We start from the raw sequence: 23,675 nt of genomic DNA on the forward strand, positions 1-23,675 counted from the left end.
TGCGTAAACCACCTGGACTGAAGAAAGACAAAAAAAAGCCCCCGGAGCAGCGTATCCGGGGGTAATGAGAGGTAATGATGTGGTAAAAGAGAGGTGCTACAGCCCCATAAAGAACTCGACGAGGTTCTTGTCGTGCTCCATATTTAGCTTCTTGCGCAGCCGGTAGCGGCGCAGTTCCACGCTGCGCACCGTGATGTTCAGCAGCGAGGCAATCTCTTTACTGCTCATGTTCATGCGCAGGTAGGCACTCAGTTTAAGGTCGTTCGGGGTGAGTTCGGGATAGCCCTCTTTCAGCTTTTTGAAGTAGTTTTCGTGGGCCTCGTCAAAGCTGTTCTCAAACCGGTTCCAGTCGTGCCGGTCGCCCATGCCCTCGTCTATGATCTTTTGTATTTTCCGGAGCCTGGCGGCAGGCAGCCTGTTGCCGTCCGCGTCCTCCAGTTTGTGCATCTCCACCCGTATATTCTGCAACAGCTCGTTCTTGTACACGATGTTCAGGGCGGTGCTGGCCAGTTCGCGGCTCTTGCCCGAGAGCTCCGACCGCAGCTGCTCATTGCGCAGCTTCACCAGTTTCTGCTCGTGCAGCAGGGCCTCCCGCTTCAGGTGCTCCTGCTTCTCCTGCTCCAGCTTTTGCTCGATCCGTGCCTTGTCGCGCTGCAGCTTCAGGTAATACAGCTTCCGGAGCAGCAGCGCCAGCAGGGTCGCCAGCACGGCGTAGGCGAGGAAGGCCCAGGTGGTGGCGTACCACGGCGGCAAAACCGTGAAGGTATATATGGCCGCCTCCGCCAACTGGCTGCCGTCTACCCGGGCCCGCACCTTAAAGGTGTATTCGCCGTGCGGGAGATTCGAGAACTCCTTCTGGGCCGCCCCGCCCCAGGCAGACCATTGGCTGGAGTACCCCTCCAGCAGGTACTGGAACCTGACGTTCGCCTGATGGAAGAGCGGCAGGGAATATGCAAAACGAATGTTATTGCGGTCGAAAGGCAGTTCCAGCAGGACGCCACTGCTGCCCCTGTCGCTGATGGCTGTGGCCCCGTCGGTAGTGTTCTCGATTCTGCGGATGAGGACGGGCGGCAGATCCGGTTGCGGCTGCCGGGTGCCGCTGCTGTACACCACAAAACCATCGTCGATGCTGATGAGGTAGTCGGAGGCGCGAATCCGGCTGATGTTCTCGTATTCCTGCACCATGCGCCCGTCCAGGATGCGGAACTGGTTGGTGTTGATGGTCAGTTCTCCGCCACTGCCGAAGTCCACCAAGGCCACCTTGCCGTGGTTGATGAACCAGTAGGTGTCTTTGTCGGCGGGCAGGATGCGGTTGGAGGAAGCAAAGCTGCCTAGCTTCGTGTTGAGCTCCTGGTAAGGCGAGAACCGGTTGCTGACCTCATCAAACACGTAGAACCCGGCACCGGAGGAGAACAGGAGGCGGTTGAAGAGGCGGGAGATGTTGATTTTGTAGTCGGTCGGCAATCCGCTGGCTTTGCCATAGTTGCTGCTCTCCTTCACCCTTCTCAGGTCATTGCTCAGCGTCAGCCGGAACAGCCCCTTGTAGGCGTGGCTCACCCAGATGTTGCCGCTGTTGTCCTGCTCCACGTAGCGCGACGGGCCGCTGAACCCCTCCACCCTGTGCCACAGCGCCCAGTTGCCGCTGCCGTCTTTTTTGTAGAGCACCAGCCCGTTGTAAGTGCCCTGCAGCAGGTAGTCGGGGTCCGAGAGCAGCTTGCCGATCACCCAGCCGCCCTTGGCGTCCGACACTTTCACCAGTTTGTCGCCCTCTACCCGGAAGGTGCCGTCGTTGTGGCCGCAGAGCAGTTGCCCGTCAATCAGCGAAAGGTCCCACACCTGCCCCTGTGACCCTGGAATCATCCGGAAGTCGAGGTTCTGGAACAGGGAAACGCCGTCCGGGGTCCACGCGCTGTAGAACAGCCCCTGGTTGGTGCCCAGGTATATTTTATTGTCGTGGATGATGCTGGCGTACACCGTCCCGAACCGGCCGCCCTTGTCGAAATAAAAGTAAAGCGGGGAATCGATCTCTATATGGTCGATGCCGTTGTCGAGCCCCAGCCACAGGTTTTGCATTGGGTCGGCATAGAGGCTCAGCACCGTGTTGTTCTGCAGCCCGCTGGACTTGTCGATTTTCTGCACCACGTTCCCGGCCGTGTCCACTACCACCACGCCCTTCAGGATGGTGCCATACGCGAAGCGGCCGTTTTGCAGGCGCACGCCGTTGTTGAGCTGGTTCTCCTTCAGAAAAGTGTTTGCCTGGTTTTGCCAGGGCTTGAGGAAGTGGCCGTCATACAGAAACAGGCCATCCCGGTTGGTGCCTATCAGGAAAGTTCCCATCCGGAAGGGCAGCACCGACAGCACACCGGATGCACCGGGCGCGCCAGCCGGGGCAATCAACTCCAGCTTTTTGTTTTTCAGCTCATACAGCCCCTTCGATATTACCTCCACAAAGTACCGGTCTCCGGCCTTGAGCAGGAACAGGAAGGGGGCCTCCGCCCGCACGACCTCCATCCTGCCGTTCTCATATATAAAGATGCTGGCAAACGACTGGAAAAGCACCCGGTCGCCGTCGGTGTATATCTTCCAGACTTCGTCTTTAAGCGCAAATTCCGGTGGCACCAGGTCGGTAAGGGAGGTATACAGGAAGCGCCCTTTGCTGTTGTAGCCCCAGTAGCCAATCTCCCCGAAGGCCCCTGTATAAATACGCCCCTTGTTATCAGCGGCCACCGCGCGCACCGTCAGGTTGTGGGGCATCGGGTACAGTTGCCAGTGGTTGCCGTCGTAGGCCAGCAGGCCGATGGAGTTGCCATAGTACATCACACCGTCAGGTCCCTGCGTGACAGACCAGTTCTGGTTGCCAGCCTGGTAGGTGTGCTTCGTGAAGTTCTGCACGTACGGGAAACCAGTGCTGGGCACGCCCTCGGAGGCAGCAGCAAGCGGCGGAAGGAAGCAGGGAAGTAAACACAAGATCAGCAAAAAGACTGGCCTGAAGCCGGTATGATTTACACGTACTGCAACCATTTCCTTCTTTATATCTACAATATTACAAAATTAGCCATACAGGCAGCATCCGGTTCTGCCCAAATAAATGCCTGCTACCCCGGAAAGCCTGTTATCATCCTTCGACTGACAAGCTCTGTATAAACCAAAGCAGGCATATAAATATTGCCTGGGCCGCACTGCTCTAAGATTGCCCTCAAACGCCTACGCACCTTTCCGGCAACCGCCCCGCCGCATGGCCGTTAGCAGAAAGAAACTTTACGATTCATCTACTCCGAAACAAACACGATGGAAAACAAGCCTCTGCAGAACAAGGTAACCGTGGTTACCGGTTCCAGTTCCGGTATCGGGGAGGGCATTGCCCTTGCCATGGGCCGCGCCGGTGCCAGAGTAGTCATCAATTACCGTTCCAACGAGCAATCGGCCCGGGAACTGAAAAGCCAACTGGAGGAGGCGGGGTGCCAGGCACTGGTGGTGCAGGCCGACGTCTCCAACCCCGAAGACGTGGACAGGCTCTTTAAGACCGCTATCGCCACCTTCGGCACCGTCGACATCCTGGTGAACAACGCCGGGATACAGCGCGACGCGCCTTTCCTGGAGATGTCGCTGGAGGAATGGAACAAAGTGATCGACACTAACCTGACGGGCCACTTTTTGTGCGCGCAGGCGGCGGCCAGGGAGTTTGTAAAGCGGAAGGTGCAGCCCGGTGAGCGGAAAGCAGCGGGCCATATCCTCTTCATCAGCTCGGTGCATGACATCATTCCGTGGGCGGGCCACGTGAACTATGCCACGGCCAAAGGCGGGGTGCAGATGCTGATGAAAACGCTGGCACAGGAGCTGGCGCCCAGCAAAATCAGGGTGAACGGCATCTCGCCCGGCGCCATCAAAACGGAGATAAACAGGAGCGTGTGGGAAAGCGAGGAAGGCCTGAAAGGCATGCTCTCGCTCATCCCCTACGGGCGCATAGGTGAGCCGGAAGACATTGCGAAGGTGGCGGTGTGGCTGGCGACAGACGAGGCCGACTATATCACCGGCACCACTATCTACGTAGACGGCGGCATGACGCTCTACCCGGCCTTCAGCGACAATGGTTAAAACCTGCCGGAGCAGAATTTATATAGGAAGGATATAATTCTACAAATTTTTACGCTAATTTTGTAACAGTTCCTGCTGCCGGAGGCTTACCTTTGCAACAAGTTCAGTTCAGAACCATGAAATTATACCGCCAGGTCATCTTGCTTACCCTCACGCTGCTGGTGCTCGTCTCGTCGACAGGCATGGCGGTGGGCTTGCATATATGCGGCGGTGCCTTGCGCGACATTACTTTCTTCGGTGCCGCCGCCGATTGCCCGATGGAGCAGGAGCAACAGCAGGAAACCCCGCCATGCCATGGAACCAGTGATCAGGACGCAGCCGATGACGAGGCTTGCTGCCTGGACCACAAAGTGCTGGTGGAGCGCTCGGACGCTACTTCCGGGCACGATACGATTACGCTCAGCAAAACCCTTGACATCAAGTTTATCGCCGCCGTGCAGGCTGTCATCCTGCAGTTTTTTGCCCCTCAGGCGGATATAAAACCCACGTACGCACTTTACGAATCCCCCCGCTGGCCCGCGACATCCCGGTGCTGGTGCAGTCCTTCCTTCTATAACCTTACCGCTGTAGGTGCCACCGTGGCATGCTGAATATATATGGCTACCCTATATGGCCATGTGCTTTGGCTTTGCCCTGTATTATATATAGCCGGCACCTCTCTTCCTGCCACACCCGCTGTGGCCCCTGTTACATTCTGTAAAGTTTAGAACATCATTTCCATGATCGAGAAGTTAATATCCTTTTCGCTGCGCAACCGTGTATTTGTGCTGCTTGTGTCAGCCGTCCTGTTCGGCTGGGGCCTGTATTCGGTGCAGACAAACAAAGTAGACGCCATCCCCGACCTGTCGGAGAACCAGGTCATCGTGTTCACCGAGTGGATGGGCCGAAGCCCCCAGATCATCGAGGACCAGGTGACCTATCCGCTCGTGACCAACCTGCAGGGCCTGCCCGAGGTGAAGTATGTGCGGGGCACCTCCATGTTCGGGATGAGCTTTATCTACATCATTTTTGAGGACGACACCGACGTGTACTGGGCGCGCTCGCGGGTACTGGAGCGTTTAAACTCGCTGGCCAACGCGCTGCCGGATGGCGTCACGCCAACACTTGGTCCGGACGGCACCGGTGTGGGCCATGTGCTCTGGTATACCCTCGACGCCCCCGGCGTAGACCTGGGCGAGCAGCGCGCCATCCAGGACTGGTACGTGAAGTTTGCGCTGCAGAACGTGGACGGCGTGAGCGAGGTGGCCTCTTTCGGCGGCTTTCAGAAGCAGTACGAGGTGACGGTGGACCCCAACAAACTCACCTATTACAACATCACCATTCCGCAGGTGATACAGGCGGTGCGGGCCAACAACAACGAGGCGGGCGGCCGCAAGTTCGAGCGCTCCGACATCGGCTATATCATCAAAACCACAGGTTACCTCGAGTCGGCAGAAGAGATCGAAAACATCGCCATCACCACCAGCAACACCATCCCGGTGCGCGTGCAGGACGTGGCCACGGTGCAGATGACGGGCGAGAGCCGCCTCGGCATCTTCGACCTGAACGGCGAGGGCGAGGCGGTGGGCGGCATTGTGGTGATGCGCTACGGGGAAAACGCCGCCGAGGTGATCGAGAACGTGAAAGAGAAAATGGCCGAAGTGTCCAAAGGCTTGCCGGAGGGCGTGGCGTTCAACATCGTCTACGACCGCAGCGGCCTCATCAACGAAAGCATCGACTCCGTGAAAACCACACTCATTGAGGAGATGGTCGTCGCTTCCGCCATCGTCTTTCTGTTCCTGTTCCACTGGCGCATTGCGCTGGTCATCATCATTCAGTTGCCGCTGTCCGTTTCCATCGGCTTTATCCTGCTCAACGCCTTCGACATCTCCTCCAACATCATGTCCCTCACAGGCATCGCCCTCTCCATCGGTGTGATTGTGGATGACGCGATTGTGATGGTGGAGAACTCTTACCGGCACCTGGCGGAGGCGAGCAGGAAGAATTTTGAATGAGTGATTGAGTGAATGAGTGAATTTTAATTGAATGGGAAATGAGTGATTTAGATAGGATACCTAAGGAGCAGTTTGTGGAGCAGTTCCGGCAGCGCACTAAAAAGTTGGCACTTGACGTCATCCGCTTCAGCCAAAGTTTGCCTAAAACGGAAGAAGCAAATGTCATGAAGCGGCAGTTGTTGCGCTCCGCCACCTCAGTAGGTGCCAACTACAGAGCCGCCTGCCGCGCCAGGTCGTCGGCAGAATTTTACTCTAAGATAAGTATAGTCATAGAAGAAGCAGATGAGACGCTGTTCTGGCTGGAATTACTGGAAGAATCAGGTTCTACAAGTAAGTCAGCTACAGCACCATTAGTGAAAGAGGCAACAGAAATCCTATCGGTGCTGGCGAAAGCCAGAAAGAATACCATCCGGTAAAAATTCGCTCATTCACTCAATCATTCATTCAAAATTTATCCAATGAACTTAGATAAAAACACAAGACTCCGCATCATCGAGCACGCCTCCAAGCAGGTGGGGCCGAGCGTGTTCTGGAGTACGGTTATCGTGATTACCTCCTTCCTGCCGGTGTTTCTGCTGACGGGCCAGGAAGGAAAGCTGTTCGGCCCGCTGGCCTGGACGAAGACCTTTATATTGATTGTGGATGCCATCGTGGCCATCACGCTCACGCCGGTGCTCATCTCCTTTTTCCTGAAGGGGAAGTTCAAGGACGAAAATGCCAACCCCGTCAACCGGGGCATGGAGCGCATATATGGCCCGGTGCTGAAATGGTGCCTGAAGTGGCGCAAAACCACCATTGGTCTCAACATTATAGCCTTACTGGTGGCCATTCCGATGCTGTTCAGCCTGGGCACAGAGTTTATGCCGCCACTCGACGAAGGCTCTGTCCTGTTTATGCCCGTCACGCTGCCCGATGTGTCGAACGCCGAGGCCAAGCGCATCCTGCAGGTGCAGGACAAGATCATCAGGTCGGTGCCGGAGGTAGACCAGGTGCTGGGCAAGGCCGGGCGGGCCAGCACCGCCACCGACAACTCCCCTATCAGCATGATCGAGACCATCATCATGCTGAAACCGCGCTCGGAGTGGCGCGAGGGTATCACCAAACAGGACATCATTCAGGAGCTGGACGCGAAACTGCAGATACCGGGGGTGGTGAATGGCTGGACGCAGCCCATCATCAACCGCATCAACATGCTGGCCACCGGCATCCGTACCGACGTGGGCGTGAAAGTATATGGACAGAACCTCGATTCTATATATGCCGTGTCGGAGAAGGTGAAGACGGCGCTGGAAACGGTGCCCGGTGTGAACGACCTGTACGTGGAGCCCATCACGGGCGGCAAATACCTGGAGATCGACATCAACCGCGAGGCCTTGGGCCGCTACGGCCTGACGGTGGACGACGTGAACATGATGGTGGAGTCCGCCCTGGGTGGCGCGACCATCGGCAACACCATCGAGGGGCGGGAGCGCTTCGCCATCAATGTGCGCCTGGCGCAGGATTACCGCAACAGCGTGGAGCGCATCAAACGCATCCCGATTCAGACAGCCGCCGGGTCTGTGCCCTTGTCCTCGGTAGCGGATATAAACTTCACCAGCGGCCCCCCCATGATCAACTCCGAAAATGCGCAGTTGCGCGGGGCCGTGCTTTTCAACGTGCGCGACCGCGATTTGGGCGGCACCGTGGAGGAAGCCATGGAAAAGATAAACGCAGAGGTCACCGGTATTCCGGAAGGCTACTACCTGGAATGGAGCGGCCAGTGGGAGAATCAGGTGCGCGCCAGCCAGACGCTCCAGTTCATCATCCCGCTGGTGCTCGTCATCATCTTCCTCATCCTGTACTTCTCTTTTAAGTCAATGAAAGAGGCGCTGCTCAACCTGGTGACCATCCCGTTTGCGCTGGTGGGCGGCGTGTTCATCGTCTACTTCTATGGCGTGAACCTGTCGGTGGCGGTGGCGGTGGGCTTTATCGCGCTGTTCGGTTTGGCGATTGAGACGGCGATGGTGATGGTCGTGTACCTGAACGAGGCCATCAAACAACTGGTGGACACTAAAGGAAACTCATCCGAAACCATCACCAAACAGGACATCCGCGATTACGTGTTCATGGGAGCCGCCAAGCGCCTTCGCCCCAAGATCATGACGGTGTCGGTGTCGTTGTTTGGCCTGATTCCGGTGCTGTGGGCCACCGGCGTGGGCACCGACGTGATGCTGCCCATCGTGCTGCCGATGATCGGGGGCGTGTTTACCTCCTCCATCCATATCCTGCTGGTAACGCCGGTGGTGTTTGAAATGACGAAAGAGTACGAACTGAAGAAACACGGAAAACTGGATGTATACGATGTCAAGCATTAAGCTATATATAAAAAGACCGGGAATGGGATGTATGTTAACAGGGGTAACCTTGCTAATGCTATATATATATAGCTTCCCTGCCACCGCCCAACAGCAGCCCGTGGCACTGGACAGCATCCTTCAGACCATCCGGACAGAGAACCCCATGCTGCAGCAGTACGACCTGCGGGCGCAGGCGCAGGACGCCTATGCCCAAGGCGCTGCCGGCTGGATGGCCCCGATGGTGGGAGCCGGCGTGTTCATGCTGCCCTATCCTGGCCAAAGCATGGAAGGCGCCGAGAAGGAAGGCGCCTATATGATTTCGGCGGAGCAGGCCATCCCGAACCCGGCCAAGCAGCGCGCGAAGCAGGCCTACTTTGATTCCAAGGCTGCCATCGAGCAGGCGGAGGGTGCGGCTATATATAACGAGCTGCGCGCGCAGGCGAAGGCCTCCTACTACAACTGGCTGGTGCTGGAAAAGAAGCTGGACGTGCTGCAGGACAATGCCCGCATCATGGAGTATATGCTCAAGCTGGCCCGCATCCGCTACCCTTACAGCCAGGGCAAACTCGGCAGTATATATAAAGCTGAAGCGCGCCTGCACGAGGTGGAGAACATGCAGCTGATGACGCGCAGCGAGATCCGGCAGCAGAACGTGCAGCTCAACACCCTGATGAACAGGCCAACGGAACAAACCTTTCAAATCGACACGCTGGCGGCCATACCGGAACCCGTGGCGCTGGCCGCCGACACAGCTTACCTCAACCAAACCCGCAGCGACCTGCGGAAGCTCGACAGAACCATCGAGAGCATGCAACTGGGCGTGGAGCAGGAGAAACTGGAGCGCAAACCCGACTTCAGCCTGCGCCTCGACCATATGACACCCCGCAGCAGCATGATGCCAAACCAGTTCACGGCCATGGGCATGGTTTCCATACCCATCGCGCCCTGGTCGAGCAAGATGTACAAGGCCAACACCAAAGCCATGAACCTGGAGATTGAGGCGATGCAGCGCGAGCGGCAGAGCATGCTGAACGAGGCCCGGCAAATGGTGGGCACCATGGCCCTAGAGCTGAACGCCAAACGGGAGCAGGTGGAGAACTTCAGCACCAAAATCCTCCCGGCCCTGAAGAAAAATTATGATGTGACCATGTTGGCCTACGAACAGAACACCGCCCAGTTGCCCGAGGTAATCGACGCCTGGGAAGCGCTGAACATGGCCCAGATGGAGTACCTGAATAACCTGCAGGAGCTGTACCAACTGGCCGTGGCTTACGAGAAGGAGATTGAGAAGTAATTGTGATTGAGAGAATGAGTGGGTGAGTGAATTTGAAGGTGTGGGAATTTGAAGATGAAGCAGCGCAAAGACTCATCCCAAACCTCGTAGTGTCCGAAGGTCCTGCGAGCGTTTTGCCGGGAAGGTGCAGCGCCGCCATTGCTGACATATATAACCGTCCTCATTCAGTCATTCAAAAGTCAGTTATCCAAAATTAAAAATTCACTCATTCACTCAAGCACCCATTCAAAATTAGCATATATGAAACGATACCTGAACATATACCTGCTGCTGCTCTTCATCGGCAGCAGCGCCTGCCAAACCGGGCAGCACGAGCATGATGAAGAAGCCGCAGCGGAAACCACCTACACCTGCCCGATGCACCCGCAGATCGTGCAGTCGGAGCCGGGCACCTGCCCCATCTGCCACATGGACCTGGTGCCGACTTCGGTGGAGGGAGAGGATTTTGAAATGACGGATGACCTGGCCTTCCTGTTGCAGCCGACAAACCAAATGGTGGTGGCGAGCATCAACACCATCAAACCGGAAAAGAAAGCCGTGAAGGATTCCGTAGAGATGGAAGGCATCATCACCTACGACGAGCGCCGCATCTACTCCATTCCGGCGCGTGTGGGCGGGCGCATTGAGAAGCTATATGTCAAGTACAACTACCAGCCCATCCGAAAGGGCCAGAAGCTGCTGGAGGTATACAGCCCGGAACTTGTGACGGCACAGCGCGAGCTGCTGTACCTGGTGCAGTCGGCACCGGAAGACGAGGCCCTGATTGCGGCCGCAAAGCAAAAGCTGCGCCTGCTGGGTGCTACCGAAACCCAGATCAACCGCCTGATCCAGACTAGGGAGGCCAGCTACAAGTTCGCCATCTACAGTCCTTACGATGGCTACGTCATCGGGCTGAACACCACGGCACCATCGGCTACCCCTAGCGCTGTTCCTGTCGCGACGGCTGGTGCGGCGGGCATGGCCTATGGCATGGGCGGTGGCACTACAACCGCTGCTGCAACGGCCCCCGCCGCGGGAGGCGCAGAACTTCCGTTGCGCGAAGGCATGTACGTAACCGCTGGCCAACCGCTGGTGCGCGTGGTGAACCCTGACCAGTTGTGGGCCGAGTTCAACATCCCCGCCGGGGAGATTGCCTCCATTGCCAAAGGCACCCATGTCCGGATTTCGTTTCCGCAGGTACCCGGTGAGAAACTGGAAGCGCAGGTGGATTTCCTGCAGCCGTTTTACGAGGCCGGGGAAAGCTTTGCCAAAGTGAGGGCCTATATACCGGGTCAGCAGCAGGTGGCGCGTGTAGGCCAGCTGGTGTCGGCCACTGCCGCTTATACCACGGCGCCCGCCCTGTGGGTGCCACGCGAGGCTGTGCTGGACATCGGCACCCGATCAATTGCCTTCAAACAGGCAGGTGGCAACTTCAAACCCGTGGCCGTCACCATCGGCTCCACGGCGGGTGGCCAGGTGCAGGTGGTGGAAGGGCTGGCGCAGAATGACCTCATCGCCGCCAACGCCCGCTTTCTGGTAGATAGTGAAAGTTTTGTGAAAGTAAGTGAGTGATGTGGAAATTTAAGGATGAGCAAATTTGGAGATGAAGCAGCGCAAAGGCGCATCCCAAACCTCGCAGTGTCCGAAGGTCCTGCGAGCGTTTTGCCGGAAAGGTGCAGCGCCGCCATTGCTGACATATATAACCGTCCTCATTCAGTCATTCAAAAGTCAGTTATCCAAAATTAAAAATTCACTCATTCACTCAAGCACTCATTCAAAATTAGCATATATGAAACGATACCTGAACATATACCTGCTGCTGCTCTTCATCGGCATCAGCGCCTGCCAAACCGGGCAGCACGAGCAAGGCGAGGAGGCCGCAGCGGAAACCACCTATACCTGCCCGATGCACCCCCAGATCGTGCAGTCGGAGCCGGGCACCTGCCCCATCTGCCACATGGACCTGGTGCCTGTGTCGCAGAGCGGGGAAAAAGAGGGGGAACTGATGCTGAGCGAGCGGCAGATAGCGCTGGGCAACATCAAAACGGCGCGCATCACGCCGGGTGACGTAGCCAGCAACACGCTCCTGACAGGCAGGCTGGTGCTCGACGAGACACAGACAGACGTGGTGAGCAGCCGCGCACAGGGCCGCATCGAAAAATTATATATAAAGGAAAACGGGCAAACGGTGCAGAAAGGGCAGCCCCTATATGAGCTGTACTCCGAAGAACTCCTGACACTGCAGCGCGAGTACCTGCTGGCCCTGAAACAACACGAGGAACTGGGTAAGGAGAATCCGCGTTTCGCCTCATTCCTGGAGGCGGCCAGACAGAAGCTGCGGCTATATGGCCTCACCGAAGCCCAGGTCAGGAGCCTGGCCAAAACAGAAAACTTAGATGCGCGTGTTACCTTTGTGTCTCCCACCTCCGGCGTGGTGACGGAGGTGGCCGCTGCCGAGGGACAGTACATCGCCGAGGGAGCCGTGCTTTACCGGCTCGGGAAGCTGGATAAGATATGGGTGGAGGCCGAGTTGTACCCGCAGGAACTGGACAACGTGCAGGCGGGCGACCAGGTACAGGTGGCGGTGCAGGGGATTGCAGCGGGCGCGGTTCCGGCCAAGGTCACGTTCATCAGCCCAGAGTACAGGCAGGGCAGCCAGGTGGCGGTGCTGCGCGCCGAACTGCCGAACAAGGACGGGCAGTATTTGCCGGGCATGCAGGTCAACGTCACCCTGCCGGGGAAGAGTGGCACAGCCCTGGTTGTACCCACCGATGCCGTGGTTCGAGACGAGAACGGCAGCCATGTGTGGGTGCAGACGGGCGAGAACACGTTTCAGGCGCGCATGGTGACTTTGGGCGAGGCGGGCACGGATAACGTAGCCATCCTGAGTGGCGTCAAGGAGAATGACGAAGTAGTCACTTCAGGGGCCTATTTGCTTTACAGCGAGTTCGTGCTGAAAAAGGGGGCTGACCCCATGGCGGGCCATAACCATTAATTTTGAATGAGCGAATTTTGAATAATTGAATGTACATCCTTCCATTATTCATGATTCGGTCCAGGTTAGCTTTTCAACTTATTTATATATAACCAAGCATTTACAAGTCAATTATTCAATTTTTAAATTTATCAACCATGAAAAAGAGAATTTTCGCCGTAGCCGTAGTTGCTGCATTTACCTTTGCTTCCTGCTCATCAGAGAACACTGCCGAAACCACGGGGGCTACTGCCACGAACCAGGAAGGCACAGGCGGCGATGCCGCAACAACAGCCACGCCCGCCAGCATGGTGGTAGAAACGCCTGATTTCGAATCGGTGGCCGAACCCCTGCAGCAGCAGATAGACCAATTGGTGAGCCAGTACCTGGAGCTGAAAGACGCGCTGGTGGCATCTGATGCCGCTGCCGCCAAAGCCGCGGCCACCGAGGTGCTGACCGTTGCCAAAGCCATGCCGTTCGCCACGCTCACCAGCGATGAAAAAGCATACGCCGAGGAAAAAACCGCAACAGTAATCAGCGCCGCTGAGGCAATGGCGGGTGCTTCGGATATAGAGGCGCAGCGGGAGCACCTGGAGCACTTGTCAGAGGCTGTTTTCTCATTAGCCAAAGCCTTCGACGCCGCTGGCCAGACGCTCTATTACCAGCACTGCCCGATGGCGCTGAACGACAAAGGCGCCTACTGGCTGAGCGCAAACAAGGAGATCCAGAACCCCTACTTCGGCGACAAGATGCTGAAGTGCGGCAGCACCGAAGAAGTGTACAAGCAATAAGCTCTCATCTTCGCATTAAAAAAGGCAGCCCTATATATAGGGCTGCCTTTTTTAATGCTTAAAATTATTTATTCGGTGCCTGTCCGGCACCTGTTCAATTCAACGAAATGTATCATCTAAATGCCCTGCTGCATCAGCTGTATAGCAGCCATATATGCAGGACTGAGCAGACGCAGGCGCTTCTTTTAAGGCTCGCGGTGGTAGGTCGTCCGGTGGTCGGGCCGCACGAGCAGCCACAGCAGCAGCCCCACGGGCCACGCCAGAAACGCCACCACAAGCGCCACCAGCCAACCCGGCTTCCCTCTTCGCTCCGCGTCTCTGTAAGACCAGACAATACTCCATAAGTACACCAGCAGCGCCACCAGCCCCAGTACGAGGCCGATAATGCCCATTCCTAAAAAAAATTCTCCCATTGGTTCCATAGTTTATATCATTAGAAATTAATTAGCAGCCCCTCTGGCCCTTTCTTTCTAACGAACACCGCCTACTTGGGTTTGGCTGCCAGCAATATACCGGGCAGAAGCCTGTGTCGGCTGTTCACGCTGTTCCCGGGCACCTCCACGGCTTTGCCGCTTTCCGGACCGGTTTTTCCCGTGCAGACAGACCTGCTGCTGCCTTTTATATGTCTTCGCCAGGCCGTGCCGCCTCCTGTGGTATTCCCCGGAAAAACCTGTGCTTCAGCCGGTATCATTCCTCCCGCCCTCCAGACTGTTGATGGTTAGCTGCCAATAAAAAGAAGGGCAGGCACAAACATCTGCTTTCTCGGGCCGTATTGCCTCTGTGTGAAATGTTTAATTTTTAGGCTTTCGGAGGAAGCGCAGCGATATGGGACTGAAAGATATGTTTGATAACCTGAAGAAGGAAGTGAAGGTGCTGCAGGGCGATGAGACCAAGGACAAGGTGTATAGCAACCATAATGAGTTTCCTGATGAGGCCGCTGCCCGCGAGGCGTTCGGGCGGTCGAAGCAAAAGCTGTTCGATGTAAACGGCTGGTCCAGGATGGCGGGCTTTAACTCCGAGTTCAACCTGTACGACAGCCGTGGGCGCCGCACTGCCGCGACAAAGCCGGAGGTGGGGTACTATATAGACATCATCCTCCCGGCCTCTACCCTGGACAACTGGGTGCAGATAACGGATATACGGGAGGAGGAAAACCTTGCCGAGTTTGTGGTACACCCGAGCGAGAAACCGCAGGAGCGGCATCAGGAGGACAAGGTCATCGAGCATTTCTTCATCAAGGAGGCCAGCAGCACGTTCCGGGTGGTGCGCGAGGGCAACACCCTGCATGCCTACGAGATTGGGCGCAACGAGGGCATCAACAACGAAGGGCAGGAATCCGGCAACCGCGCCCTGCTGAACACGCTGGTGGCCGAAGGCGGATGGGCCGGTGTACAGGGGCTGCAGTGGGACAAACTCACCAAATACCTTGTACACCTGGAGGAAGCCAAGGAGACAAAAAGCTAACAGAAACCCAACAGAGAGGCGGGCATTACTGCAGTATATATGGCTGCGGTGGCCCTTATAAAGAAAGGGAGAAGTTGCAGCGATGCCTATATACATGCTGCAGCTTCTCCTTAATCTTTTATCTGTTTTTATTCAACCCTGAAGACCTTGCCGGTATTGCCCTGCGGCCCGGTTTGGTCGGTTGTCAGTACATAAAGTTCTCCGTCGTTGTCCTCGCCAAAGCCCAGCAGGTTGTGCCCCAGTTCGTCCTGCGGATGGTTGTCGATAGCCAGTTTGCGGAATTTCCAGTTGGGGCTTCCGGCTTTTGCATTGGCGGCATACAGGGCACCGCCGCTTCCACCATCCCCCTCAGACCACACGCCAAAGATGTATTCTCCCCCGAGGTTGTAGAACTGGTCGCTGCCCCTGTACACGTAGCCACCCACGACAACCACTCCCAGGCCATCGGCAAAGTTGCTGCTGTTCTTAAACTCGATTACCGGGTCAATCAGCACGTTCCCCCAGATGTCTACATCAGGGCAGTCAGCAGGCGGGTTCATGTTATCCGCCGCATTAAAGCAGTGGCGGCCTTCTTTCACGTTCCAGCCGTAGTTGCCGCCCTTGGTTACCACACTTACCTCCTCATACAAAGCCTGGCCGGCATCTCCCACAAGCAGCATGCCTGTCTGCCTGTCGAAGGAGTAGCGGTAAGGGTTGCGGAAACCGAATGCGTATATCTCATCCAGCCCCTCTTTGCCTACAAAGGGATTGTCGGCAGGTATGCCATAGGGGGAGCCGCTGTTCACGTTGATGCGCAAAATGCTTCCCAGCAGGTTCTGGGAGATGTCCTGCCCGTTGCCGCCTGCATTCTCCGCGTACCAGTCCTCCACGTGCCCCACGCCCACGTCATTCGCGCCGCCGCCATCGCCCAGGGATATATACAGGTGCTTGTCGAGGGGGCTGAACTGCAATGTGCCGCCGTTGTGGTTTCGCTGCGGCTGGTCCACGGCCATGATAAGCCGCTCAGAAGTTGCATCTGCCATGTCAGGGTTGCCAGGCATCATCCGGAACTCCGATATATGACTGGTGTGGTTGAAGTCTGCCGGGGCAGAACCACGCAGCGGCGCACTGTAGTACACGAAGAAGCGTCCGTTGTAGGCATAGTCGGGGTGGAAGGCAAGTCCCAGCAGGCCGCGCTCGTCGTAGCCCGGGTTTAGGGGCACAATCTTGTCCTTCAAGTCGAGGAATGGTGTTTCACTCAGGGCACCGTCTTTAATTATTCGGATCTCCCCTATCTGGTCTACCACAAAGAGGCGCCGGTTGTCGCCGGGGGCCTGCGCCAGGAACACGGGAGCAGTCAGGTTATCCGCCACTAACTCCAGCTCAATGGAGTCTCCGTTTCCCACAATCACAGGAAAATCGTCATCGTGGCAGGACACAAGAAGAAGGCAGACACCGAGGAAGGAAAGTTTGATAAAGTGTTTCATAGTATATATATTTTGGTTAGCAAATCTAGAGAAACACTCTTACCGAAATAAGAATTATTACATATAAACGCTTATCGTTTATATTAATCCATTCCTTCACTCACATTTAGATACAGTTAACCAACTTTAAATCCATCACTTACATAGAAAATCAGGCGCTGACCTGCAGGTGCTATATATGAGCTGCTCCCAGGGAAGTAGAATAGCCAAGTGCGTGGGCTGTAGGAAAACAGGCTAATTGCCCTGCTGCTGCGCCTTAGCGGCCCCCTTCTTGTCTTAAGCCATATACAACTGCAAAGTCCGGCGCATCTGTAAAAGATGCGCCGGACTTCTGCGTTGGTGGCAAACCAGATACAACTCAGTCGCGCCGCTTCAACAGCTTCCGCAATGGAATCAGGGACGCAAAGTTGATGAGGGCTCCGGCTACGCAGTAGATACACACTTTTTTCTGCACAAAAGCCATGTTGTAGAGGTAGAGCGCGCCGCCTGCAGCCTGCCCCAGCACTATGCCGCCCATGGCCACATCCAGCACGCGCGAGGGCTTCTTATACCGGGTAGCGGCAGTGGCCAGCAGCATGGTGGCGGCATAGCTGCCCAGACTGATGACGCCGTCGGGCATGCCCAACAGCACCGCGGCTTTGGAAGAATTCACTTGCTCCGTGTCGAACACCTCGCCCGGCAGGTCGGGCATGTGCCGGATATAGCCCAGTTGGAAGAGGGATATCAGGCTGAAATCAGCCAGGCCCAGCGCAGACAAGGCGGCTAACTGGCGGCGGTAATTGGTGGCTTCGGAGGAGTCGTTTCTGATTTTGTCGATGGCCGATGTCTCTGTTTTCATAGCTTGCGGGTTTGTCTTCTCGCTTTACGCGGTGGCACAGGCGGGGTTCCTTTGCCGCAGCACCAGCCTATATATGGCCTATATATAAGTGGCCGCAAAAACCGCATTTACAACTAAGTGCCGGAAGCAGGCGTACCAACAACAGAAGAAATGGACACTACTAAATCTGTTAAAACTATGGATAACAACAACAATGGCTATAAGGGAGTGGCGGTCGTAACGGGTTCTTCTGCGGGCCTGGGCAGGGCGATTGCCCGCGAATTTGCTCTGAATGGATATGATGTGGCGCTGATTGCCCGTGGCATAGACGGGCTGGAGGGAGCCAAGAAAGAGGTGGAAGCCCTTGGACGCCGGGCTGCTTACTATGCGCTGGATGTGGCTGATGCGGACGCCGTGGAAAACGCGGCGGCCAAGATTGAGGAAGAACTGGGGGAGATTGACGTGTGGGTGAACAACGCCATGAACAGCGTGTTCAGCCCCATCAAAGAAATGAAGGCGGAGGAGTACAAGCGTGTGACCGAGGTGACTTACCTGGGGCAGGTATATGGCACGCTATCGGCGCTGAAGCGCATGCTGCCCCGCGACCGCGGCTCCATCGTGCTGGTGGGTTCGGCCCTCGCCTACCGCGGCATTCCGCTGCAGTCGGCCTACTGCGGCGCTAAGCACGCCATCGAAGGCTTCTACGACTCGCTGCGCACTGAGCTGCTGCACGACAAGAGCAATGTGCAGGCCACCATGGTGCAGCTACCCGCTATGAACACCACCCAGTTCGGCTTCGTGAAATCGCGGCTGCCCAACAAGCCGCAGCCAATGGGCAAGATTTACCAGCCGGAAGTGGCTGCCAAAGTGATTGTGTACGCCGCCGAGCACAACCGCCGCGAGTACCGTGTCGGCTACCCCACTTTGAAAGCCATCATCGGCAACAAGATAGCGCCGTGGTTTGCCGATTACGTGCTGGCCAAAAACGGCTACGAGGGGCAACAGACCAACGAGCCCGAAGACCCGAACCGCAGGGACAACCTCTGGGAGCCCATTCCCGGCGACCACGGCGCGCACGGCACCTTCGACGACCAGGCCACCTACTCCAGCCCGCAGGTGTGGCTCAGCCTGAACCGCGACCTGCTACTGCAGGGGGCACTGGCTTTGGGAGGCGTCGTGCTGGGCGGCATGTTGATGAAGAAGTGGCAGGACGATGATTAGGACTGCTTAACAGGGTACCCATATATAAAGCGAGCGCCGGTCAGATAAATGACCGGCGCTCGCTTTATATATGGCTGAGTTTAGCGGATGCTTGCAACCTATATATTTTTATCTATTAACGCTTCGCCTCTCCTACTTGCGCCGTGGCGCTGTCGGTTCTGAAAGAGGAAGCCGGAAGACCTGCTTTGTTGAAGAGGGTCGGCGTTACCGTATTGCTCCACTCGAAGCGCACCGCCACTGGCTTCTTTACTTCCTTCGCCTGCACTACCACCGTGCTGCCGTCTATCTTTGCATTGGCTTTCACGAACTGGCCGTCTTCTCCGGCTATCTCAAAGTTGGTCAGCTCTTTGCCCTTGCGCACCAGTCCTTTGTCGGCATAGTCGAAGTACAGCCTTGCTTTCCTGCCTTCCACTTTCATCTCGCGGAACAGCGGACCGGAGGCGGGGCGGTCTGTTTGGCCGTAGGTTTTATTCAGGGCCAGGTTGGCCAGGCGCTTACCCACGTCCAATTTGTTTCTGGGGTGGATGTCGTCGTTGTTGCCGATGTCGCTGACCACTACCATGCCCGTGTTGGGAACCCGCAGGCTTTTGCGCTGGGAGTCGCGCAGCAGCGGTCCTGCCTCGGGGCCGTAGCCCTTGTAAGGCGCTATCTGCACAAAATAGAACGGAAACTCGTAGCCCCAGTCGCTGCGCCAGTTGTTGATGAGTGCCGGCAGCATGGTGGCGTATGCCTCAGGGGCATTCGTGTTCGACTCGCCCTGGTACCAGAGCGCCCCGGCAATTTTAAAAGGAGTAAGCGGCGCTATCATGGCGTGGTAGGTTTTGCCCGGCCGCACCGGCCCGTAGGGCACCTCTTTCTGCGTGGCCGCCGCCTGCTTCAGCACCGGGTTTTGGGCAACTGTCTCCGGGCTCACCCACACCTCGGCCGGCGTGCCGCCCCAGCTGCTGTTGATCAGCCCCACCGGCACATCCAGCGCCTGGTGCAGCTCCCTTCCGAAAAAATAACCGATGGCGCTGAAGTTCTTCATCGTTTCCGGGGTACAGACCACCCACTCGCCCTGCACGTCGAGTTGCGGGCCGTCGGCGGTCTGGTGGGCCACGCTGAAAAAGCGAATCTCCGGATACATGGCCTTCGGCACCTCCTGCTCCCCGTTGTCAATCCCTGCCGCCGCCGACCACTCCATGTTCGACTGGCCCGAGCAGAGCCACACCTCACCTGCCAGCACGTCCTCCAGCGTGATGGTGTTATGGCCTTTGATGGTTAGGGTGTAGGGGCCTCCTGCGGCTGGGGTGTTCAGCTTTACCGACCACTTCGCCAGGTTGCTGGCCTTGGTGGTGACGGGTTTGTTGTCCCAGCTTCCCGTCACGGTCACTTCCTCCCCCGGTTTGCCAGAGCCCCATACCGTTACCTCCGCATTTTGCTGCAGCACCATGTGGCTCCCGAAGATGGAGGGCACCGAGACAGCCCCCGCGCTACTTAGGCTCAAGGTTATCGCAACCAGGAAAGAAACAAGCGATTTTTTCATCTTATGCATCTATTTAAAATTAACAGTGAGGATTTATATATAGCCAGTGGTTCTGGTGGCTGTATGTAAAGAAAAGAAAAAACGGCAATAAATCAGCCCCATTCATTATATAACTCAATTTCCGGTATATAAAGCTGCTGAATGAAAACCCACCCCTGCCCCCTCCAAGGAGGGGGCAGGGGTGGGTCCTATCTTAACAGCGGAAGCAAATCGCAGCTTGGATTTTATAAGTTTATATAGAGTCTGTTCCCGTAGCCATATATAAATCTGCTTCCATATATAAAGCGAGGCCTCCGCTCTGTAGCAGGAGCTTCGCTTTATATAACCGCTTTTGCTACAACGCAGCCTTCTCCTGCAGCGCCTCTATCGCGCCTGCCAGGTACACGAAGGGTGCGTTCCAGTTGATGGCGATTTCGTTGGAGGCGTAGGAGCAGTCGTTGTCGGTGAACATCTCATCCGCGAAGGCAGTCGTGTAGGTGGTGCAGTTGTCCTGCTTGTCGGCCCGCGCGTTTGGCCCGCCGGAGAGCAGGCCCGGCACAGGTTCTTCTATCCCATCCGCCACGGAAGGACGGTGGTGCGGGTGCATAATGGGTTTGTCGCCGAAGCCGGTCAGGAAAGAGTAGCCGGTGGCGTTGCGGCCCAGCAGGTAGTCGAGGTTAGCCAGCGCGGCGTCGATATACTTTTTATCGCTGGTGAGTTGGTAGGCCTGGAGGAGGGCGATGCCCTGGTTGGCGGCCACGGCGCTGCTGCCCCATATATAATCCTTCTCCGTTTTGCCCATCACGGTGCGGTACGTGCGTTCGGAGACGCCGTATATCATCTCATCGGCAAAAGCGATAATTCGCTTCTTTATCTCCGGCAGGTCTTGTTGCGCAGCGGGCGTCAGTTCATCGGCGAAGCGGGCGAGGGTGTAGTAACCCAGCAGCCGCACCTGCGGCCACGATGGCAATGGCATTTCCGTATCCGGCAGCATGTTCACGGCTTTGTAGTAGCTGTCGTCTTTGGTGGTGGCATATAGTTCCGAGGCGGCCCAGATAAACTCATCCTGGAATTCCTTGTCGCCATAAGCCCCGGTAGAGACCTCCGGCTTAAACTGCTCGTTCATGCTGTTCTGGTCATACACCACATTCGGATTTTGCTGCGCCCAGTTCCAGGCTTTCACGGCAGCCGTGCGGGCAGAGTCGGCCAGGCCCGGAAACTCCTTTTCGTAGTTGCGGAAGACGCGGCTTGCCTGGGCCATCACCGCAGCGAAATCGAGGGTGGCGGCGGTGCCTTTCTGCACCACGTAGCGCGGGTTGGTCGCCTCGGCAGGCATCACCATGCCATCGAAACTCGGGTTAGTCAGTTTATGGTACACGCCGCCGTCGTTCGAGTCCTGCATGGCCAGCATCCAGCGCAGGTTCCAGAGCGCCTCATCCAAAATGTCCGGCACCTGGTTGCCGCTCTCCGGTATGTTCAGTTCCAGCGTTTTGTAAAACTCCGGGAAATCCTCGTAGGCCGACAGCAGCGTGCCCGTCGTGATGCCGGAATTGACGATGTACTTGTTGTAGTCGCCGGCGTCGTACCAGCCGCGCGGGGCAGATATCTTGGAGGCTGCCGGCCGTTGCTCCGAAGCGGCAGAAGGGTGTATCAGCACCTCGGTGTCGGGGTGGCCTGCCGCGCGCGCCCATTTGCCCGCATAGGTTTCCGGCAAATCCGTGGACATCCGCTGATAGTAGAACCCTTTGATGGAAGCCGCGGCCGCCTCCCGGTGTATGTCCTGCCCAATCTCGAAGGGGTAAGAATGCCCGACGCCTGGAATGGCAAGCACGTAGTTTCCTTTCTCTTTGAACTCCGAAAAGTCTGCGATACGGGTGGGCCTGTTCGAGAATTCACCGGGTTTCATGTCGGTGAGCTGGCCGGTATATACGGTCTGCTGCTGGTCGGCTGTTTTCACGTAGAATGCACCGCCGCTGTGCTCTCCCACCACCACGGCCACTTTGGTGGCGTTCGGGTAAAAACCTACCTGGTTCAGGCGGATACTTTCAGTCAACTGCTGCTGCGCCACCTGCGCCGTCTCCCCGGACTCCTGCTGCGCGCTGGAGCAGGAAAAAAGGAACAAGGCAGACAGGCCATATATAAATCGAGTAAAAGTCGGATGGTGCATGGGACGGGGGTTTAGGAATGACGTTAACGGATGCACAGCGAAGGTAAGCGAAACAACCGGCAAGTGGGGCTACCGGATGTTTCGGATATATGGCTGAGATGTTAACGGCCGGGTATGTAATGGTATCTCCTCCCTTCTTTCACCCCAACGTAGTTCTGATTCTATACATCGTTGCAGGGACGCTTGCGCCATATATGCTTTAAAGAAGTCTAAGTGGATGTTACTGCTGGGCAAGCTCGCGCGCCTGTGCGGCGGGCTGTCTGCCGACTTTCTGCAGCACCCACTCGCCTACCTGCAGCCCCTGCGCACGCCCGTTGTCGATGGCGTCCATGAAGTGTATCCCGCCATAAAAACGGGAAAGGCCTGCCTCGATGGCCGCCTGCCGGAAAGACTCGAATTTGCGGGCGGGCAGGCCAAAGCGCACTTCCACGGTATCGGTATAGCTGAAATTTTCACCGAAATAGTGCGTCAGCACTACCTCCGACGCAGCCGAAATGGTCGAGTGGCCGCTCAGGTACTCCGGGAAAGGGGGCGTCTGCAAAAACGGCTTCCAGGAGGTGTCCATATACTTCCGGATGGCCGTTTCGGGGCGGATGCGGTTGCTCCGGAACTTCTCGTCCCAGCAGGAGATGAAGCCATCCATCAAGGCTACAGACACCATCGTGTTGATTTCCATGGCCTCCGAAAAACTCTTGTCGGCCTGTTTGCAGGCGATGCCGGCAATGCCCAGCCAGTGCGCGCCCGGCGATATCTTTTTCATCCCCACCATCAGGTGGCCGTTGTCCTGCAGCGCGAAGGGGTTGCAGTCCCAGAAGGCGGCTATCTGCTGCTCCTCTTCTGTCAGGCCGTTGCTGCCTTTTTGCTGGCACTGTGCCATCAGCCTGTAAAACTCAGAGTCTTTATCTTTTGAGAAAGCCACCGGAGGCGCTGGCTGAAACTGGGCGCAGGTGTCGAGGGTGAAGGAGCGGACGGTGTTGAAATATGGCTCTACCGGAGCGAAAAAGGCAGGCGGCGTCGGGTGCCAGGAGCCCTCTTCCTCGAAAGGCGTGTAGCGGGCGTAGTTGCTGATGCGGTTGTACTTGTCGGCCTTGGCGTAGGCCAGGATGGCTTTGCTGATGTGCTGGGCATAGCTCAGGGAGTTGGCAATCACCTCCTCCGGCACACCGGCGGTGCGGCACGAATCGAGGAATTGCTGCTCGTAGGCATCCAGCACCGGGCCGGAAGGCTGCATTTTCTTGGCCGTCTCCATCATGGCGAGCAGCGCGCTCAGCTCCGTGGAGTAGTTCGTCAGTCCGGCGGGTTTCTCAATTTTCGGGTATTCATTTAGAATGCCGTGCATGCTCTGGCGGGCACTGTCGTTCTGCGACACCACCTCGTAACCGGCCAGCGTGGCATAGGAGTAAAACCGCGCCGCCAAGGGCGGATTGGTCACATCGTTCACCATCATGTCCGTCATTTCAGCCAGCACGCCGCTGATATGTTCGCTTCGGAATTGAAGCGGTTGCTGGTCCGGCGCTTTGCAGCCAGCCATATATACCAGGATGAAAAAGAGGGGCAGTAATTTTCTCATGGA

General features: G+C 56.8%; 18 protein-coding genes. 11 read left to right on the forward strand and 7 right to left on the reverse strand.

The genetic code is table 11. The annotated features are described in order from the left end of the window. Positions 1-96: 96 nt before the first annotated feature. On the reverse strand, positions 97-3,021 hold the full coding sequence (locus GSQ62_RS05005; RefSeq protein ID WP_161888488.1) for a triple tyrosine motif-containing protein: 2,925 nt from the start codon (positions 3,019-3,021) through the stop codon (positions 97-99). 267 nt (positions 3,022-3,288) lie between these two features. On the opposite strand from GSQ62_RS05005, the gene GSQ62_RS05010 reads away from it, so the two are divergent. From GSQ62_RS05010 to GSQ62_RS05050, 9 genes are all read left to right on the forward strand, one after another. Further along, a complete protein-coding gene (locus tag GSQ62_RS05010) occupies positions 3,289-4,095 on the forward strand; it encodes an SDR family oxidoreductase (protein ID WP_161888489.1) in 807 nt (268 codons plus the stop codon). Between the two features lie 116 nt (positions 4,096-4,211). Continuing rightward, entirely contained in the window at positions 4,212-4,685 is a 474-nt protein-coding gene (locus GSQ62_RS05015) for an HYC_CC_PP family protein (RefSeq protein ID WP_161888490.1), read from the forward strand. A 129-nt stretch (positions 4,686-4,814) separates the two neighbouring features. After that, a complete protein-coding gene (locus GSQ62_RS05020; RefSeq protein ID WP_161888491.1) occupies positions 4,815-6,089 on the forward strand; it encodes an efflux RND transporter permease subunit in 1,275 nt (424 codons plus the stop codon). A gap of 38 nt (positions 6,090-6,127) precedes the next feature. Continuing rightward, entirely contained in the window at positions 6,128-6,505 is a 378-nt protein-coding gene (locus tag GSQ62_RS05025; protein WP_161888492.1) for a four helix bundle protein, read from the forward strand. A gap of 42 nt (positions 6,506-6,547) precedes the next feature. Next, complete coding sequence (locus GSQ62_RS05030; protein WP_161888493.1) at positions 6,548-8,443, forward strand: efflux RND transporter permease subunit; 1,896 nt, start codon at positions 6,548-6,550, stop codon at positions 8,441-8,443. A gap of 55 nt (positions 8,444-8,498) precedes the next feature. Further along, positions 8,499-9,719, forward strand: a complete 1,221-nt coding sequence (locus tag GSQ62_RS05035; protein ID WP_237587138.1) for a TolC family protein — start codon at positions 8,499-8,501, stop codon at positions 9,717-9,719. 240 nt (positions 9,720-9,959) lie between these two features. Beyond that, positions 9,960-11,270 (forward strand): efflux RND transporter periplasmic adaptor subunit, encoded by a 1,311-nt coding sequence (locus GSQ62_RS05040; RefSeq protein WP_161888495.1) that lies wholly within the window; start codon positions 9,960-9,962, stop codon positions 11,268-11,270. 217 nt (positions 11,271-11,487) lie between these two features. Beyond that, positions 11,488-12,693 carry an efflux RND transporter periplasmic adaptor subunit gene (locus GSQ62_RS05045; protein ID WP_161888496.1) on the forward strand — a complete coding sequence of 402 codons (1,206 nt, stop codon included), beginning with the start codon at positions 11,488-11,490 and terminating at the stop codon, positions 12,691-12,693. A 137-nt stretch (positions 12,694-12,830) separates the two neighbouring features. Next, a complete protein-coding gene (locus tag GSQ62_RS05050) occupies positions 12,831-13,463 on the forward strand; it encodes a DUF3347 domain-containing protein (RefSeq protein ID WP_161888497.1) in 633 nt (210 codons plus the stop codon). Between the two features lie 185 nt (positions 13,464-13,648). Here the strand turns inward: GSQ62_RS05050 and GSQ62_RS05055 are convergent, their stop codons facing one another. Next, positions 13,649-13,876: a hypothetical protein gene (locus tag GSQ62_RS05055; RefSeq protein WP_237586994.1), complete on the reverse strand. Its 228-nt coding sequence runs from the start codon at positions 13,874-13,876 to the stop codon at positions 13,649-13,651. Positions 13,877-14,288: 412 nt separating this feature from the next. On the opposite strand from GSQ62_RS05055, the gene GSQ62_RS05060 reads away from it, so the two are divergent. Further along, entirely contained in the window at positions 14,289-14,927 is a 639-nt protein-coding gene (locus tag GSQ62_RS05060) for a hypothetical protein (RefSeq protein ID WP_161888499.1), read from the forward strand. Between the two features lie 128 nt (positions 14,928-15,055). On the opposite strand, the gene GSQ62_RS05065 is transcribed toward GSQ62_RS05060, so the two are convergent. Continuing rightward, positions 15,056-16,393, reverse strand: a complete 1,338-nt coding sequence (locus GSQ62_RS05065) for a PQQ-dependent sugar dehydrogenase (RefSeq protein ID WP_161888500.1) — start codon at positions 16,391-16,393, stop codon at positions 15,056-15,058. 358 nt (positions 16,394-16,751) lie between these two features. Then, a complete protein-coding gene (locus GSQ62_RS05070; protein WP_161888501.1) occupies positions 16,752-17,231 on the reverse strand; it encodes a vitamin K epoxide reductase family protein in 480 nt (159 codons plus the stop codon). Between the two features lie 177 nt (positions 17,232-17,408). Between GSQ62_RS05070 and GSQ62_RS05075 the strand changes: the two genes are divergently transcribed. Next, complete coding sequence (locus tag GSQ62_RS05075; RefSeq protein ID WP_161888502.1) at positions 17,409-18,431, forward strand: SDR family oxidoreductase; 1,023 nt, start codon at positions 17,409-17,411, stop codon at positions 18,429-18,431. Between the two features lie 115 nt (positions 18,432-18,546). Here the strand turns inward: GSQ62_RS05075 and GSQ62_RS05080 are convergent, their stop codons facing one another. The 3 genes from GSQ62_RS05080 to GSQ62_RS05090 form a co-directional block, all read right to left on the reverse strand. Next, a complete protein-coding gene (locus GSQ62_RS05080; protein WP_237586996.1) occupies positions 18,547-19,917 on the reverse strand; it encodes a sialate O-acetylesterase in 1,371 nt (456 codons plus the stop codon). A gap of 373 nt (positions 19,918-20,290) precedes the next feature. Continuing rightward, complete coding sequence (locus tag GSQ62_RS05085) at positions 20,291-22,102, reverse strand: glycoside hydrolase family 9 protein (protein WP_161888504.1); 1,812 nt, start codon at positions 22,100-22,102, stop codon at positions 20,291-20,293. A gap of 220 nt (positions 22,103-22,322) precedes the next feature. After that, positions 22,323-23,672, reverse strand: coding sequence for a vanadium-dependent haloperoxidase (locus tag GSQ62_RS05090; protein ID WP_161888505.1), 1,350 nt, complete (start codon positions 23,670-23,672; stop codon positions 22,323-22,325). Between the last annotated feature and the right edge of the window lie 3 nt (positions 23,673-23,675).

The sequence above is a fragment of the Pontibacter russatus genome, assembly GCF_009931655.1.
Classification (GTDB): Bacteria; Bacteroidota; Bacteroidia; order Cytophagales; family Hymenobacteraceae; genus Pontibacter; species Pontibacter russatus.